The organism is Streptomyces sp. NPDC051452 (assembly GCF_044454765.1).
In the GTDB taxonomy this organism is placed as follows: Bacteria; Actinomycetota; Actinomycetes; order Streptomycetales; family Streptomycetaceae; genus Streptomyces.
This window is the reverse complement of sequence record NZ_JBITEB010000013.1, coordinates 204,667-218,395: the sequence shown is the minus strand read 5'-3', so window position 1 is coordinate 218,395 and position 13,729 is coordinate 204,667. Positions and strand designations below refer to the sequence as shown.

At 72.8% G+C, this 13,729-nt stretch carries 12 protein-coding genes; 4 read left to right on the top strand and 8 right to left on the bottom strand.

Annotated features, from left to right (window positions below; translation table 11 throughout):
- Positions 1–241: 241 nt before the first annotated feature.
- Entirely contained in the window at positions 242–1,072 is an 831-nt protein-coding gene (locus ACIBA9_RS27545; protein WP_399367040.1) for a GntR family transcriptional regulator, read from the top strand.
- Positions 1,073–1,134: 62 nt separating this feature from the next.
- Here ACIBA9_RS27545 and ACIBA9_RS27540 read toward each other — a convergent pair whose 3' ends face one another.
- The 3 genes from ACIBA9_RS27540 to ACIBA9_RS27530 all read right to left on the bottom strand — a co-directional run bounded on the left by ACIBA9_RS27540 (position 1,135) and on the right by ACIBA9_RS27530 (position 3,219).
- Positions 1,135–1,560: a DUF6299 family protein gene (locus ACIBA9_RS27540; protein ID WP_399367038.1), complete on the bottom strand. Its 426-nt coding sequence runs from the start codon at positions 1,558–1,560 to the stop codon at positions 1,135–1,137.
- Positions 1,561–1,690: 130 nt separating this feature from the next.
- Positions 1,691–2,089, bottom strand: a complete 399-nt coding sequence (locus ACIBA9_RS27535; protein WP_399367036.1) for a RidA family protein — start codon at positions 2,087–2,089, stop codon at positions 1,691–1,693.
- Positions 2,086–3,219 (bottom strand): acyl-CoA dehydrogenase family protein, encoded by a 1,134-nt coding sequence (locus ACIBA9_RS27530; RefSeq protein ID WP_399367034.1) that lies wholly within the window; start codon positions 3,217–3,219, stop codon positions 2,086–2,088. The genes ACIBA9_RS27535 and ACIBA9_RS27530 overlap by 4 nt, the downstream gene beginning before the upstream one ends.
- Positions 3,220–3,431: 212 nt before the next feature.
- On the opposite strand from ACIBA9_RS27530, the gene ACIBA9_RS27525 reads away from it, so the two are divergent.
- Both ACIBA9_RS27525 and ACIBA9_RS27520 read left to right on the top strand, forming a co-directional pair.
- Positions 3,432–5,024: an AMP-binding protein gene (locus ACIBA9_RS27525; protein ID WP_399367032.1), complete on the top strand. Its 1,593-nt coding sequence runs from the start codon at positions 3,432–3,434 to the stop codon at positions 5,022–5,024.
- A 15-nt stretch (positions 5,025–5,039) separates the two neighbouring features.
- Entirely contained in the window at positions 5,040–5,852 is an 813-nt protein-coding gene (locus tag ACIBA9_RS27520) for a PaaX family transcriptional regulator C-terminal domain-containing protein (protein WP_399367030.1), read from the top strand.
- A gap of 21 nt (positions 5,853–5,873) precedes the next feature.
- On the opposite strand, the gene ACIBA9_RS27515 is transcribed toward ACIBA9_RS27520, so the two are convergent.
- Both ACIBA9_RS27515 and ACIBA9_RS27510 read right to left on the bottom strand, forming a co-directional pair.
- Complete coding sequence (locus ACIBA9_RS27515; RefSeq protein ID WP_399367028.1) at positions 5,874–8,171, bottom strand: bifunctional salicylyl-CoA 5-hydroxylase/oxidoreductase; 2,298 nt, start codon at positions 8,169–8,171, stop codon at positions 5,874–5,876.
- A 6-nt stretch (positions 8,172–8,177) separates the two neighbouring features.
- Positions 8,178–9,005: an enoyl-CoA hydratase family protein gene (locus ACIBA9_RS27510; RefSeq protein WP_399367026.1), complete on the bottom strand. Its 828-nt coding sequence runs from the start codon at positions 9,003–9,005 to the stop codon at positions 8,178–8,180.
- Positions 9,006–9,326: 321 nt separating this feature from the next.
- Between ACIBA9_RS27510 and ACIBA9_RS27505 the strand changes: the two genes are divergently transcribed.
- Positions 9,327–9,779, top strand: coding sequence for an ATP-binding protein (locus ACIBA9_RS27505; RefSeq protein ID WP_362157906.1), 453 nt, complete (start codon positions 9,327–9,329; stop codon positions 9,777–9,779).
- Here ACIBA9_RS27505 and ACIBA9_RS27500 read toward each other — a convergent pair.
- The 3 genes from ACIBA9_RS27500 to ACIBA9_RS27490 form a co-directional block, all read right to left on the bottom strand.
- Positions 9,739–11,184: an amino acid permease gene (locus ACIBA9_RS27500; RefSeq protein WP_399367024.1), complete on the bottom strand. Its 1,446-nt coding sequence runs from the start codon at positions 11,182–11,184 to the stop codon at positions 9,739–9,741. The two genes, ACIBA9_RS27505 and ACIBA9_RS27500, sit on opposite strands and share 41 nt — an antisense overlap.
- Positions 11,185–11,328: 144 nt before the next feature.
- Complete coding sequence (gene argF, locus ACIBA9_RS27495; protein WP_399367022.1) at positions 11,329–12,336, bottom strand: ornithine carbamoyltransferase; 1,008 nt, start codon at positions 12,334–12,336, stop codon at positions 11,329–11,331.
- Between the two features lie 161 nt (positions 12,337–12,497).
- Positions 12,498–13,721 carry an arginine deiminase gene (locus ACIBA9_RS27490; RefSeq protein ID WP_362157898.1) on the bottom strand — a complete coding sequence of 408 codons (1,224 nt, stop codon included), beginning with the start codon at positions 13,719–13,721 and terminating at the stop codon, positions 12,498–12,500.
- Between the last annotated feature and the right edge of the window lie 8 nt (positions 13,722–13,729).

Below are 13,729 nucleotides of genomic sequence, written 5' to 3'. Positions count from 1 at the left end.
GCTGTTGCACGTAGGGCTCGGGCCTGGCCACTAATGGTGTAGACCAGTAACGTGGAGCTTGGCCTAGACCTTTCGGGGTGTCAAGGGTGGTCCGGAAAGCCGGTGACGGCCGTTACGAGAACGTCATCGGAGTGCGTCCGTCCCCTTCGCCCGCTCTGCGCCCGGGGCATTCGGTTGGACTAGACCATAGGGCAGTTGGTCGCTATAACGGGAGCCCATCGACACAGCCGGGAAGGCAGGCATGACCACCGAAGTCAGCAGCGCCCAGCCGCACGGAGGGGTACCCGGCCGCACCGCGCGCGTGCCGAAGTACTACCGGATCAAGCAGCAGCTCCTCGCCATGACCGAGGCGCTCGAACCCGGTTCGGCGATGCCCGCGGAACGTCTGCTCGCCGTCCGGTTCGACACCTCGCGGACCACGGTCCGGCAGGCGTTGCAGGAACTCGTGGGAGAGGGCCGCCTCGACCGGATCCAGGGCAAGGGCACGTTCGTCGCCCAGCCCAAGCTGTACCGCACGCTCCGGCTGACCTCGCACACCGAGGACATGCGGACCCAGGGCCTCACACCCGCCTCGCAGACACTGGACATCGGGGAGGTCCCGGCAGACGAGAAGCTCGCGGGTCTGCTCGGCATCACCATCGGCGAGCGGGTACTGCGCATCGAGCGGTTGCGGCTGGCCAGCGGTGCTCCGATGGCGATCGAGACGACACACCTGTCCGTGCGGCGCTTTCCGGGACTGCGCCGGTCCCTGGCCGGCTGCCCCTCGCTCTACACCACGCTCGCCGAGGTGTACGGCGTCCATCTCGCGGAGGCCGACGAGACCATCGAGACCTCCCTGTCGACCCCGCGCGAGGCGCAGTTGCTCGGCACCGACGTGGGTCTGCCGATGCTGCTGCTGTCCCGGCACTCGCGGGACGCGCGGGGCACCCCGGTGGAGTGGGTGCGCTCGGTCTACCGCGGCTCCCGCTACAAGTTCGTGGCCGCGCTGCGCCGGCCGGATCCGCGCCTGTCGCCCGCGACGGTCCGGCTCCGCGGTGGCGCGCCGGACCAGGACGGCCTCGGCCCCGGCTGAACGCCCGGGCCCGGTAGGGCTTCGCGGCCGCGGAGGCGCCCGGCCCCCGCGGCCGGCCGCGCTCACTCCTGGACGAGCGTGATGTCCCGGTCGCCGACAGCGTGGAAGGCGGGCAGCGGCACGATGCCCGAGGGGCGCAGCTCCACGAGCGTGGCCTCGACGTGTGCCACCCCCGCCCGCAGCGCCTCGGAGGAGACCTTGCCGGAGTTCTGCCAGCGGTGTTCGGCGCCGTCGCAGCGGGCCCCGCTGCCGCCGATGCCGTGCCGCAGCCGGGGGTCGCGCTGGCTGAGCGAGGAGCCGACGAACACCGGGCCGGTGCCGCCGGTGCAGCGGTAGCCGCCCGAGAGGGTGACCGTGCCGTCGGGGGCGATCCGGCCGGTGGGGTCGACGGTGACGGTCTCGGCGGGGTCGGCGCCGGCCGGACCGACGGCGGCACAGAGCAGGGCGGTGGCCCCGAGGGCCGTGGCGAGGGCGGAGCGTAGGGACATGGGGGGTGTCTCCCGGTCTCGTGGGGATGGGGGCTTCCACTGGTACCGGGCGGGCTGCCCGGTACCCGTGACCGTCACCCCATCGGTGGCGCGTCCCCCGGCCACCCGGCACGGCGCACCGCCCACGCACTCAGGGCAGTACGGCGAACCCGTCCAGCTCCACCAGTGCCCGCTCGTCCCACAGCCGTACGACCTGGACGACCGCCATCGCCGGGTAGTCGCGGCCCGCCAGGTCCCGCCAGACGCCTCCGAGCCGGCCGGCCTGGGCCCGGTAGTCGGCCACGTCCGTGGCGTAGACGGTGACCCGGGCGAGGTCGGCGGGGGTGCCGCCGGCCGCGCGCAGCGCGTCGAGGAGGTTGCCGAGCGCCTTCTCGAACTGCTCGGGGAGCGTGTCGCCGGTGACCTTGCCGTCCGTGTCCAGGGCGGTCTGACCGGCGAGGAACACCACGCGGGAGCCGGTGGCGACCACGGCGTGGGAGAAGCCCCGGGGCGGGGAGAGTTCGGGCGGGTTGACGCGCTCGGTCGTCACGGGGCCTCCAGGTCGCGCGTGCCGGCGTACAACTCCTTGGCGATGATGCCCCGTTGGACATCGCTCGCGCCCTCGTAGATGCGCGGCGCGCGCACCTCGCGGTAGAGGTGTTCGAGGAGGTGGCCGCGGCGCAGGGCGCGGGCCCCGTGCAGTTGGACGGCGGTGTCGACGACGTACTGCGCGGTCTCGGTGGCGAGCAGCTTGGCCATCGCGGCGCGGGCCGGCACCCCGGCGGCGCCCTCGTCGTAGGCCGTCGCCGCCGCGTACACCATCAGCCGGGCCGCCTCCGTGCGCAGCGCCATCTCGGCGACCTGGTGGGAGACCGTCTGGAGGTCCATCAGCCTGCCGCCGAACGCCTCGCGCCGGCGGGTGTGGTCGAGGGTGGCGTCGAGGGCGGCCTGGGCCATGCCCACCGCGAAGGCGCCGACGCTGGGCCGGAAGAGGTTGAGGGTGCCCATGGCGACCGCGAAGCCGCGGCCGGTCTCACCGAGTACGTCGTCGGGGGTGACGGGTACGGCGTCGAAGTCGAGGGCGCCGATGGGGTGCGGCGAGATCATCTCCAGTGCGCCGCCGGTGAGGCCGGGCCGGTCGGCGGGGACCAGGAAGGCGGTCACGCCGCGCGCTCCGGCGCCGGGCCCGGTGCGGGCGAAGACGGTGTAGAAGTCGGCCTCGGGGGCGTTGGAGATCCAGCACTTGGCGCCGGTGAGCCGCCAGCCCCCGCCGTCCGGCTCGGCGGCCAGGGACAGCGCCGCCGCGTCCGAGCCGGCTCCGGGCTCGCTCAGCGCGAAGGCGGCGACGGCGCCGCCGTCGACGACGCGCGGCAGCCAGCGCTCGCGCTGCGCGAGGGTGCCGTGGGCGTGCACCGGGTGCGCGCCCAGGCCCTGCAGGGCGAGGGCGGTCTCGGCCTCGGTACAGGTCCGGGCGAGGGACTCGCGCATCAGGCACAGATCGAGCGCGCCGGAGGCGAAAAGCCGCCCCAGCAGTCCGAGTCGGCCGAGTTCCGCGAGGAGCGGCCGGTTGACGCGGCCTGGTTCGCCCTTGTCGGCGAGCGGGCGAAGTCGCTCGGCGCCGAGGGTGCGCAGCTCGGCACACCAGGCGGTCCGCTCGGGTCCGAGTGAGAATGCGGGCACTGCCGGTCCTCCCTCCGGGGCGGGCCACCACGGCTCTTCCCCGTCGCCTCACGCGGCGGGCCACCGCGGCTCCGCCCGGCACGTTCCGACGTTATCGCGGAAGGTTGACTGCCGTCACCAACACGATACGCTCAAACCGCGATCCCACCAGGACGCCGGTGCCACCACGACGCCCGTCCCGACGCTTCGTCACGGCAAGGGGGCGAACCGCCATGCACCTCTCGGCCCACGTCGACACCTTCGCGCGCGATCACCTGCCCCCGCCCCACGAATGGCCCGAGCTGCGCTTCGACCTGCCCGAGCTGCGCTACCCCGACCGGCTGAACTGCGCCGCCGAGCTGCTGGCCGGGGGCGCCCCGGACCGCCCGGTCTTCCACACCGCGGACGGACCCACCTGGACCTACGGCGAGCTGCGCGGGCACGTCGACCGGATCGCGCACGTCCTCACCGGCGAGCTGGGCGTGGTCCCCGGCAACCGGGTCCTGCTGCGCGGCCCCACCACACCCTGGCTCGCCGCGTGCTGGCTGGCCGTGCTGAAGGCGGGCGCGGTGGCCGTCACCGTGCTGGCCCAGCAGCGCCCGCACGAGCTGGCGACGATCTGCGGGCTGGCCCGGATAGGGCACGCGCTGTGCGACGTCAGGGCGGTGGCGGACCTGGCGAAGGCGGCGGCGCCCGGGCTGCGGATCACGACGTACGGCGGTGACGAGTCCGACGACCTGCTGCGCCGCCCGGCGCCCGGCACCCCGTACCCGGCCGTCGACACCGCGGCGGACGACGTGGCCCTGATCGCGTTCACCTCCGGCACCACGGGTCGCCCGAAAGGGTGTATGCACTTCCACCGGGACGTGCTGGCGACGGCGGACACGTTCTCGCGGCACGTGCTGCGCCCCCGCGCGGACGACGTCTTCACCGGCAGTCCGCCGCTCGGCTTCACCTTCGGCCTCGGCGGTCTGGTCGTCTTCCCGATGCGGGCCGGTGCCAGCACCCTGCTCCTGGAACAGGCCGGCCCCCGTCGGCTGCTGCCCGCGATCGCCGAGCACCGCGTCTCGGTGCTGTTCACCGCGCCGACCGCGTACCGCGCCATGCTGAGCGCGCTGGACGGGCACGACGTGTCGTCGCTGCGCCGCTGTGTGTCGGCCGGCGAGAACCTGTCGGCGGCCACCTGGCGGGCCTGGCACGAGCGCACGGGCATACGCATCATCAACGGCATCGGCGCGACCGAGCTGCTGCACATCTTCATCGCCGCCGCCGACGAGCACATCAGGCCCGGTACGACGGGCGTGCCGGTACCGGGCTGGCAGGCGCGGATACAGAACGGCGCCGGTGAACCGGTGGCCGACGGCGAGCCCGGGCTGCTGGCCGTGCGCGGCCCGGTCGGCTGCCGTTACCTCGCCGACCCGCGCCAGCGCGAGTACGTGCGCGGCGGCTGGAACATCACCGGCGACACCTATGTGCGCGAGAGCGACGGCCACTTCCGCTATGTGGCCCGCGCCGACGACATGATCATCTCCGCCGGGTACAACATCGCCGGACCGGAGGTGGAGGACGCGCTGCTGCGCCACCCGGACGTGGTGGAGACTGCGGTCGTGGGCCGCCCCGACGAGGGCCGCGGCCAGGTGGCGGTGGCGTACACGGTGCTGCGCGAGGGGGCCCCGCGCGACCCGGAGGCGCTGCGTGTCTTCCTCACCGGTGAACTGGCTCCCTACAAGTGCCCGCGCGCGTTCGTCTTCCTGGACGCGCTCCCCCGCACGGCCACCGGAAAGCTTCAGCGGTTCCGGCTGCGCACCGAGGGTGACCGGCAGTGAGGCCGACGGCCTAAAATGATCAACGTGTCCGAGCAGCACGCCCCCAGGTCCCTCATCGTCACGCTCTACGGCGCGTACGGCCGCTTCATGCCCGGCCCGCTGCCGGTCGCCGAGCTGATCCGGCTGTTGGCCGCGGTCGGAGTGGACGCGCCGTCCGTGCGCTCCTCGGTGTCCCGGCTCAAACGGCGCGGCCTGCTGCGGCCGGCGCGCACCGAGTCCGGCGCGGCGGGCTACGAACTCTCCGCCGAGGCACGCCAGTTGCTGGACGACGGCGATCGCCGGGTGTACGCGACGACGCCCCCGCAGGACGAGGGCTGGGTGCTGGCGGTCTTCTCCGTCCCGGAGTCGGAGCGGCAGAAGCGGCACGTGCTGCGGTCCCGGCTGACGGCCCTGGGCTTCGGCACGGCGACTCCCGGTGTGTGGATCGCCCCGGCCCGGCTGTACGAGGAGACCCGGCACACGCTGACCCGGCTGCACCTGGAGCCGTACGTGGACTTCTTCCGCGGTGAGCACCTGGGGTTCGCGCCGACGGCCGAGGCGGTCGCCCGCTGGTGGGACCTGTCCGCGATCGCCAAGGAGCACGAGCGGTTCCTCGACGCGCACGCTCCGGTGCTGCACGCCTGGGAACGGCGGACGGACACCCCACCCGAGGAGGCTTACCGCGACTACCTCCTCGTCCTGGACTCCTGGCGCCACCTGCCCTACACCGATCCGGGCCTGCCCGCCCCGCTGCTGCCGGCGAACTGGCCGGGCCTGCGCTCGGCGGAGGTGTTCCGCGGGCTGCACGCACGGCTAAGGGACGCGGGGGCGCAGTTCGCCGGCGTGTGAGCCGGGGCGGGGGCCGTGCCCTCAGCGGTCGAGCGACAGCCGGGGGCGCGGTGCGTCGGTGCGGCCGGTCCGCGGGGGCCGGCTGCCGGCGCGGTAGGGCGCGGGCCAGACGACGCCGGGCCCTTCGTAACCCTGCTCGGCCGCCGCGTGCAGGGTCCAGTGCGGGTCGTACAGATGCGGTCGGGCCAGCGCGCACAGGTCCGTACGCCCGGCCAGCAGCAGGGAGTTGACGTCGTCCCAGGACGAGATGGCGCCGACCGCGAGCACCGGGACGCCCACCTCGTGCCGGATCCGGTCGGCGAACGGCGTCTGGTAGGAGCGTCCGAACTCCGGCCGCTCCTCGGCCACCACCTGCCCGGTGGACACGTCGATCGCGTCGGCGCCGTGCGCGGCGAAGGCGCGGGCGATCTCGACCGCGTCCTCGGCCGTCGTCCCGCCCTCGGCCCAGTCGGTGGCCGAGATCCGCACGGTCATCGGCCGCTCGGCCGGCCACACCGTGCGGACGGCGTCGAAGACCTCCAGCGGGAACCGCAGCCGCTTCTCCAGGGAACCGCCGTAGGCGTCGGTGCGCCGGTTGGTGAGCGGGGAGAGGAAGCCGGAGAGCAGATACCCGTGGGCGCAGTGCAGTTCCAGCAGGTCGAAGCCGGCCCGGGCGGCGCGCCAGGCGGCCGCCGCGAACTGCTCGCGGACATCGGTGAGCTGGGCACGGGACAGCTCGCGCGGGACCTGGCCACCCGGTTTGTACGGCAGCGCGGAGGCGGCGACGAGGGGCCAGTTGCCCTCGGGCAGCGGTTCGTCCATGCCCTCCCACATCAGTCTCGTGGAGCCCTTGCGCCCGGAGTGCCCGAGCTGCACGCCGATCGCGGTACCGGGGGCGCGGGTGTGCACGAAGTCGGTGACGCGGCGCCACGCCTCGGCCTGCCGGCCGGTGTAGAGGCCGGCGCAGCCGGGGGTGATCCGGCCCCGCTCGCTGACGCACACCATCTCGGTCATCACCAGGCCGGCGCCGCCCAGGGCCCGGGCGCCCAGGTGGACGAGATGGAAGTCGCCGGGGACTCCGTCGGTGGCGCAGTACATGTCCATCGGTGACACGACGACCCGGTTGCGCAGGGTCAGGCCGCGCAGCCGGAACGGGGTGAACATCGGCGGGGTGCCGGGCGGGCAGCCGTACTCGCGTTCCACGGCCTCGGTGAAGCGGGCGTCGCGCAGCCGGAGGTTGTCGTGGGTGACGCGGCGGCTGCGGGTGAGCAGGTTGAAGGCGAACTGGCGGGCGGGCTGGCCGACGTACAGCCGCAGGTTCTCGAACCACTCCAGACTGGCCCGCGCGGCCCGCTGGGTGGAGGCGACGACGGGCCTTCGCTCCTCCTCGTAGGCCGTCAGCGCCGCGTGGACGTCGGGCTGTTCCTCCAGGCACGCGGCGAGCGCCAGGGCGTCCTCCACCGCGAGTTTGGTGCCGGAGCCGATGGAGAAGTGGGCGGTGTGGGCGGCGTCCCCGAGGAGGACGGTGTTGCCGTGCGACCAGCGGTCGTTGACGACGGTGCGGAAGGTCGTCCAGGTGGAGGTGCCGGAGCGCAGGGGGCGGCCGCGCAGCGCGTCGGAGAAGACCTTGGCGCAGCGCTCGACGGACTCCTGTTCCCCGAGCTCGTCGAAGCCGGCCGCCCGCCAGACCTCCTCGCGCATCTCGACGATGACGGTGGAGGCGTCGGCCGCGTACGGGTAGCCGTGCAGCTGCATCACGCCGTGCTCGGTCTCGGCGATCTCGAAGCGGAAGGCGTCGAGGGCGAAGTCGGCGGCGAGCCAGATGTAGCGGCAGCGGTGTTCGGTGATCCGCGGCCGGAACACCTCGGCGTGGGCCGCGCGGGTGGCGCTGTGCACTCCGTCGGCGGCGATGACGAGGTCGTACTCCCCGGCGAGGGCGTCGGGGTGCGGTGCCTCGGTGCGAAATCGCAGCTCCACCCCGAGGGAACGGCAGCGGTCGTGCAGGATCTCCAGCAGGCGGTGCCGGCCGAGGGCGGCGAAACCGTGTCCGGAGGAGGTCTGGCTGAAGGCGCGGTGGACGATGTCGATGTCGTCCCAGCGGACGAAGTCGCGGCGCAGGGCCTCGTAGACCACCGGGTCGGCGTGTTCGATGCCGCCGAGCGTCTCGTCGGACAGGACGACTCCGAAGCCGAAGGTCTCGTCCGGGGCGTTGCGTTCCCACAGGGTGATGTCACGGGCCGGGTCGAGGCGTTTGAGCAGTGCCGCCGCGTACAGGCCGCCCGGGCCGCCGCCGATGATCGCGATGCGCCGGGGGCGGGCCGGCGCGGCCGGAGTCGCCATCCCGGCTCACCTCCCCCGCCACTTGGGCGGGCGCTTGTGGGTGAAGGCCTCGTGGAACTCCGCGTAGTCCTCGCCGTTCATCAGCAGGGCCTGGGTGGAGGCGTCCAGTTCGATCGCGGCCGACAGGGGCATGTCCAGCTCGGCCGTCAGCAGGGTCTTCGTCTGGGCGTGGGCGAGGGCGGGGCCGTCGGCCAGGCGGCGGGCCAGCCGGGCGGCCGCCTCGTCCGCGTGGCCCTCCTCGGTCAGCTCGCTGATCAGACCGATCCGCTCGGCCTCCGGCGCGCGGACCGGCTCGCCGAGCATGAGCAGCCGGGTGGCGTGGCCCAGGCCCACGACCCGGGGCAGCAGATAGGCCGCGCCCATGTCGCCGCCGGAGAGGCCGACCCGGGTGAAGAGGAAGGCGAAGCGTGCCGAGGGGTCCGCCACCCGGAAGTCGGCCGCGAGGGCGAGCACGGCGCCCGCGCCCGCCGCGACCCCGTGAAGGGCGGCGATCACCGGGAACGGGCATTCGCGGATCGCGCGGACCACCTGGCCGGTCATCCGGTTGAAGTCGAGCAGCTGGGCGGTGTCCATGGCCAGGGTGGCGCCGATGATCTCCTCGACGTCGCCGCCGGAGCAGAAGCCCCTGCCCTCTCCGGCCAGCACCAGGGCGCGCGCCGAGCGCTCCCGGGAGAGTTCGGCGAGCAGGTCCCGCAGGTCGGCGTAGGCGCCGAAGGTGAGGGCGTTGAGCTTGTCGGGGCGGGCGAGGGTGACGGTGGCCACGCCGTCGGCGAGCTGGACCCGCAGGTGTTCCCAGTCGGAGGTGCGGGCGGCGGATCCGGTGAAAGGACTCATGACGTGCGGCCTCCCAGGGCGGCGGTGCGTCACGTAGCGGCGGTCGGTGCCTCACGGTGGTACCCCATGAAGTTATCACCTGTTTGTGACTGTCGTCACGGGGGCGCGACAAGCGTGCGTCGACCTGCCGGGCGCTCACGCCCTCGGCCGGTCACCGGACGTCGACAGCCCGGTAACAAGGTGGCCCGTGGGGCGAGGCGGGCCGTCCGGCCGGGTAGGCCGCCCGGTACCGGGGCCGACGGTCCCGGTCGAAGCCCGACGACGGTCCCCGTGGCCGGACCCGTACCATTTCCTACAGTCGAAAGCAGGACAGCCTGCTCCATGAACGGACTCGCCTTGCACGAACGCCCCACGGAATCCGCCTCCTGGCGCATCGCCCTGCCGCACACCACGGCGGCGGTGCCGGTGGCGCGCGCCCTGGTGCGCTCGGCTCTCACCGAGGTCGAGCATGCCGCCGATCACGACACGGCGGAGCTGCTCACGGCGGAGCTGGTGGCCAACGCGGTGGAGCACACCGCCGGGCGCGGCCCGATCGAGCTGGTCGTGGAGCTGCTGCCGACCGGCTGCCGGGTGGAGGTGCACGACCCGGATCCGGCGCCGCCCGGCCATCTGACCCGGCCGGTGATCGAGGAGCCCGACCCCTGGCAGGAGGGTGGGCGCGGTCTGCTGCTGATCCGCGCCCTCAGCTCGTCCTGCGGTCACCGCCCCACCCCGTCGGGCAAGGCGGTGTGGTTCAGACTGCCTGCGGTTCCCGCTCAGCGGCGTCCGGCGTGACCTCGGGGGCCGTGCGGGCCAGCGTGGAGTGCCGGCGGCCGTAGGCGAGGTAGACCAGCAGTCCCGCCACGAGGAACCCGGCGAACTGGAGCCAGGTCCGCCAGCCGGTCTCGTAGCCGAGGTAGAGGCAGAAGGCGACGCCGAGCAGCGGGGCCACGGGGTAGAGCGGCACCCGGAAGCTGCGCGAGAGACCCGGTTCGCGGCGGCGCAGGGCGATGACCGCGATGTTGACGACGGCCATGATGGCGAGCGTGCCGATGGTGCACAGGTTCATCACGGCGTCGAGGGAGGCGAAGGCCGCCGGGAGGGCGAAGACCCCGGCGACGATCAGCGTGCCGGCGACCGGCGTGGCGGTCTTCGGGGACACCTTCTCGAAGACGCGCGGGATCAGGCCGTCCCGGGACATCGACATCAGGATGCGGGTCTGGCCGTACATGACGGCGAGGACCACGGAGGCGATGGCGACGACCGCGCCGAAGGCGATGACCCCGCCGCCGACGCCGGAGCCGGTGACCTCGTTGACGACGTAGGACAGGGCGGCCGGGCGGTCCGCCACCCGGTCGCCGCCGACGGCGCCGATCGCGGCGACGGCGACCGCGCAGTACAGCAGGGTGACCAGGCCCATGCAGACCATGATCGCCACGGGGACGTCCCGGCGCGGGTTCTTGGCCTCCTCGCCGGCGGTGGTGATCGCGTCGAAGCCGATGTAGGAGAAGAAGGCGGCGGTGGTGCCGGCGCCGATGCCGCCGAGGCCGGCCGGGGAGAACGGGGTGAGGTTGCCGTCCTTGAAGGCGCTGTAACCGATGGCGCAGAAGGCGACCAGGATGACGAGCTTCACGGCGGCCATGGCGGCGGTCGCCCGGGCGCTCTCGCGCACTCCGCGCACCAGCAGCACGGCGGCCAGGGCGATCACGATCACGGCGGGCAGGTTCAGGACGCCGTGGTCGGCGGGCCCGGCGGACAGCGCGTGGGGCAGCCGCAGGCCGGTGAGGCTGTGCAGCAGTTCGTTGACGTACTGGCTCCAGCCGACGGCGACGGCCGAGACGGAGACGCCGTACTCCAGCAGCAGGCACCAGCCGACCAGGAACGCGGTGGACTCGCCGAGGCCCGCGTAGGCGAAGGAGTACGAGGAGCCGGAGACCGGGATCGCGCCGCCCAGCTCCGCGAAGGAGAACGCGGTGAAGACGCAGGTCAGCGCGGCCAGCACGAAGGAGACGACGACGGCGGGACCGGCTTGGGCGACGGAGTCGGACAGGCCGACGAAGATTCCGGTGCCGACGATGGCGCCGACGCCGAAGCAGATGAGCTGGAAGAGGCCCATGGTGCGCCTGAGGCCGTGGCCCTCGCGGTCGGCGCCCGATTCGGCGACGAGCAGGTGGGGGGACTTGATGCGGGGAGCGGGCATGCGGGTGGTGCTCGTTTCTGGTGGTGCGGGGCGCCCGGCACGGGGTGTTCCCCTCGATCCGGGCGGGGCCGGGCGGTGAGGGAGGAGGGCGCGGCGGCGGCCGCGGAAGGGGTGGCTCCGGGCCGCCGGTCAGGATAAGGCTGGTCAGGCGAGTGTGGCTACCAGCACCGCCTTGATCGTGTGCAGCCGGTTCTCCGCCTCGTCGAAGACCACGGAGTGGGCGGACTCGAAGACCTCGTCCGTCACCTCCAGGGACCGCAGACCGTAGGCGTCGTAGATCTCCTGCCCCACCTTGGTGCCGAGGTCGTGGAAGGCCGGCAGGCAGTGCAGGAACTTCACGTCCGGGTTCGCGGTGGCGGCCAGGACGTCCATGGTCACGGCGTAGGGCGCGAGGTCCTTGATCCGCTCGGCCCAGACCTCCTTGGGCTCGCCCATCGAGACCCAGACGTCGGTGGCGACGAAATCGGCCCCCCTGACACCCTCGGTGATGTCCTCCGTGAGGGTGACCGCGGCGCCGCTGCCCTCCGCGAGCTTGCGGGCCCGGGCCACGACCTCCTCGTCGGGCCAGTACCGGCGGGGCGCGACGATCCGTACGTCCATGCCGAGCAGCGCGCCGGTGACTAGGTAGGAGTTGCCCATGTTGAAGCGGGCGTCCCCGAGGTAGGCGAAGGCGGTCTGGCGCAGCGGCTTGGCGCTGTGCTCGGTCATGGTGAGCACGTCGGCGAGCATCTGGGTGGGGTGCCAGTCGTCGGTGAGGCCGTTGTAGACGGGTACGCCGGCACAGGCTGCCAGCTCCTCGACCTTGACCTGGCTGTCCCCGCGGTACTCGATGGCGTCGAACATCCGGCCGAGGACGCGTGCCGTGTCGCGCACGGACTCCTTGTGTCCGATCTGCGAGCCGACGGGGTCCAGATAGGTGGTGTGGGCGCCCTGGTCGGCGGCGGCGACCTCGAACGCGCAGCGGGTGCGCGTCGAGGTCTTCTCGAAGATCAGCGCGATGTTCCGGCCGGCCAGGTAGCGCGTCTCGGTCCCCGCCCGCTTGGCCGCCTTCAGCTCGGCGGCCAGCTCGACCAGACCACGGAACTCGTCCTCGGTGAAGTCCAGCTCCTTGAGGAAGTGGCGGCCGGCTAGGGCGGTCGGGACTGTCGCCATGGGGCGCTCCAGGGATACGGACGGACAGGGACCTTGGAATTCTATACGACAGTCGACATTTATATGCGAAGGGCTTCCGCCCGTCCCGGCGACACCCTCCCCCGCCGTCCGGTCACACCCTTCCCACCCTGCCCGGTCACACCCTTCCCCACCCTGCCCGGTCACACCGCCTCGCGCTCCAGGGGACAGCTCATGCAGCGCGGGCCGCCCCTGCCCCGGCCCAGCTCGCTCCCCGGGATCTCGATCACCTCGATGCCCTGTTTGCGCAGATGGGTGTTGGTGGTCGCGTTGCGCTCGTAGGCGACCACGACCCCCGGTTCGACGGCGAGGACGTTGCAGCCGTCGTCCCACTGCTCCCGCTCGGCCGCGTGCACGTCCTGGGTGGCGGTCAGTACCCGGATCTCACCGAGCCCGAGTGCGGCGGCGATGGCGCGGTGCATGTGCTCCGGGGGGTGGTCGGTGACCTTCAGCTCCCGGTCGCCGACGCCCGGCTCGATGGTGTAGGACCGCAGCATGCCGAGCCCCGCGTACTGGGTGAAGGTGTCGCCGTCGACCATGGTCATCACGGTGTCGAGATGCATGAAGGCCCGCCGCTTGGGCATGTCGAGCGCCACGATCGTGCGCGCCGAGCCCGCCGCGAAGAGGTTGTGCGCCAGCATCTCCACCGCCTGCGGGGTGGTGCGCTCGCTCATGCCGATCAGCACGGCGCCGCCGCCGATCACCAGGACGTCACCGCCCTCGATGGTGGAGGGGTAGTCGGCCTGCCCCCGGGACCAGACGCGGAACGTTTCGTCACGGAAGAGCGGATGGTGGCGGTAGATCGCCTCGAAGTGCACGGTCTCCCGCTGCCGGGCGGGCCAGCGCATGGCGTTGATGGAGACGCCGTCGTAGATCCAGGCCGAGGTGTCCCGGGTGAAGAGGTGGTTGGGCAGCGGGCGGAGCAGGAAGTCGTCCAGGTCCATGACGTGGAAGCGGACGGAGGTCGGCTCCTCGTGACCCTCCAGGAACTCCCGCTTGGTCATCCCGCCGACCAGGGCCTCGGCCAGCTCGCCCGGGGTCATCCGGTCGAAGCAGGCGCGCAGGTGGTCGGTGGCGAGGGGGCCGTACTCCTTCTCGTCGAAGACGCGGTCCAGGATCAGACGGCGGGCCTCGGCCCACTCCAGTGTCTCGGTGAGGAGGTCCCCGAAGAGGTGGACCTCCACACCGCGGTCGCGCAGGACGTCGGCGAAGCCGTCGTGCTCGGCGCGGGCCCGGCGCACCCAGAGCACATCGTCGAAGAGAAGGGCGTCCTTGTTGCTCGGGGTGAGCCTTTTGAGCTCGAGATCGGGCCGGTGCAGTATGACGCGGCGCAGCCGCCCGGCCTCGGAGTCGACATGCAGTCCCATGCCTTCAT